1 protein-coding gene is annotated in these 1,758 nt (G+C 61.8%); it reads right to left on the bottom strand.

The annotated features are described in order from the left end of the window. Positions 1 to 46: 46 nt before the first annotated feature. On the bottom strand, positions 47 to 1,573 hold the full coding sequence (locus NW843_RS13265) for a glycoside hydrolase family 3 protein (protein ID WP_414523184.1): 1,527 nt from the start codon (positions 1,571 to 1,573) through the stop codon (positions 47 to 49). Positions 1,574 to 1,758 lie beyond the last annotated feature (185 nt).

Raw genomic sequence — 1,758 nt, 5'->3', positions numbered from 1 at the left:
TGAACAGTGATGTTCAGCAGTGTTCAGCGTAAATGTATCAGCTCCGCTAACGCGACCAGGATCCCTCCAAGTGGGATCCAACCGGCAAGCGACCCTGGGCCGGGATCTGTCCCAACAACACCTGCAGCAACGCCTGTAGAGAGACGGGGGTAGTGCCGTAGCAGGCCAAATAGACCGGGATCTGGGGCAGGGCAAAGGCGTCGTAGGGGGATCCCAAGGCCAACCCAATCACCTTTTCCGGGGGAAGGGATCCCAGCAGCAACCTCTGCGCCGGATGCCGCCACGTCTCCAGGGATCCCACCAGCACCTGCGCAGCCCTTTGAGCCCCTTCTTGGGCAATCCGCTGCTGTTCGGGGGTGGGATCCAGAGGGATGGAGAACACTTGGGCAGCGGGACAGGCTTTTTGCAGCAGCTCCCCCAACAAAGGTACAGGGGTGATAAGCAGCGGGTCAGGGGCCAAGGGAGGCAGGGATCCCCGCACTAGGGTGATGCTGTCTTGGGCGATTTGGCGGGCCAGCGCCTGGTGGCTTTCCAGGGTGGAAGGGGGGAAAGGGGGGCAGGGGGATCCCAGCCTGTAGCGCCGCTTCAAGGCCAAAATCCGCTCCACTGACCGATCCAACTGCTCAACCGACAAACGACCGGCACGGAACTCCCGCAGCAGATGGGCATAGGCTTCTTTTTGGATGGCCGGGCTAAAGCCGGGATCTGCCCCAAACACCAGCACATCGGCTCCTGCCCTAAAGGCCAGTTCTGCCGCTTCGGGAATGCCGTAGGTGCGGGCAATGGCCCCCATGGTCAGGGAATCCGTCAGGACAAGACCCTTGAAACCCAGCTTCTGCCGCAGCCAGCCGGACACCACCTCAGGGGCCAGCGTTGCCGGTTGCAAGGACTTCGTCCCGCTGTCGCCGACGGATCCCAGAGCCGGCATCACCACATGCGCCGTCATCATCGCCTCTGCCCCTGCCCGGATCAAAGCCTGAAACGGGCGCAATTCCGTGGTCTGTAGTGCCTCCAGAGGGCGATCCACCCGCGGCAACCCCAGGTGGGAATCCATATCGGTGTCCCCATGGCCGGGAAAATGTTTGGGCGTACAGAGGATCCCGGCTTGCCGATAGCCGCGCCACAGGGCGAGGCCGTAATCTGTCACCTGTTTCGGGTCTGACCCAAAGGCTCGGATGCCGATGATGGGGTTGTGGGGGTTGCTGTTCACGTCCACAACAGGGGCGAAGTTGAGGTTAAACCCCAAACTTTTCAGCTCCGTTCCCACCGCACGGGCCATAGCTTCCGCCTTTGCCGGGGATCCCGCTGCTGCCACTGCCATGGCGCTGGGGAACACCGTCACCCCCTCGGTAAGGCGCACCACCGGCCCCCCCTCTTGATCAATGGCTATCCACAGGGGGACAAGGGCTTGTGCCTGAGCCGCGGCAATGAGCTGGGCCACCTGAGGCAACGTTTGAATGTTGCCGGCAATCGAATAGAAGATCAGCCCGCCCACGTGGTAGTCCCGGATCATCTCCTCGAGAGCGGAGGAAAACTCAGCTCCCTCAAAATAAACCAGAAACAGTTGCCCCACTTTCTCCTCAAGGCTCCAAGCCCTGGGATCCACTGCGGCAGCGGGACGGGGTCCTTTCGCGTCAGCGGGACGGAGTCCTATCGAGCATGTCAAAGCAGATGTCCTTGGGCGTCGCTGCCAAGAAAGCCGGTCAGGATGAGCGTAAACTACCCGACATCAACCGCTAGGCGGTACGGAGCGGGCTT

The organism is Synechococcus sp. R5-12 (assembly GCF_047502655.1).
GTDB lineage: Bacteria > Cyanobacteriota > Cyanobacteriia > Thermostichales > Thermostichaceae > Thermostichus.
Note: the sequence above shows the minus strand (reverse complement) of the source record. Positions and strands in the feature narration are given on the sequence as shown.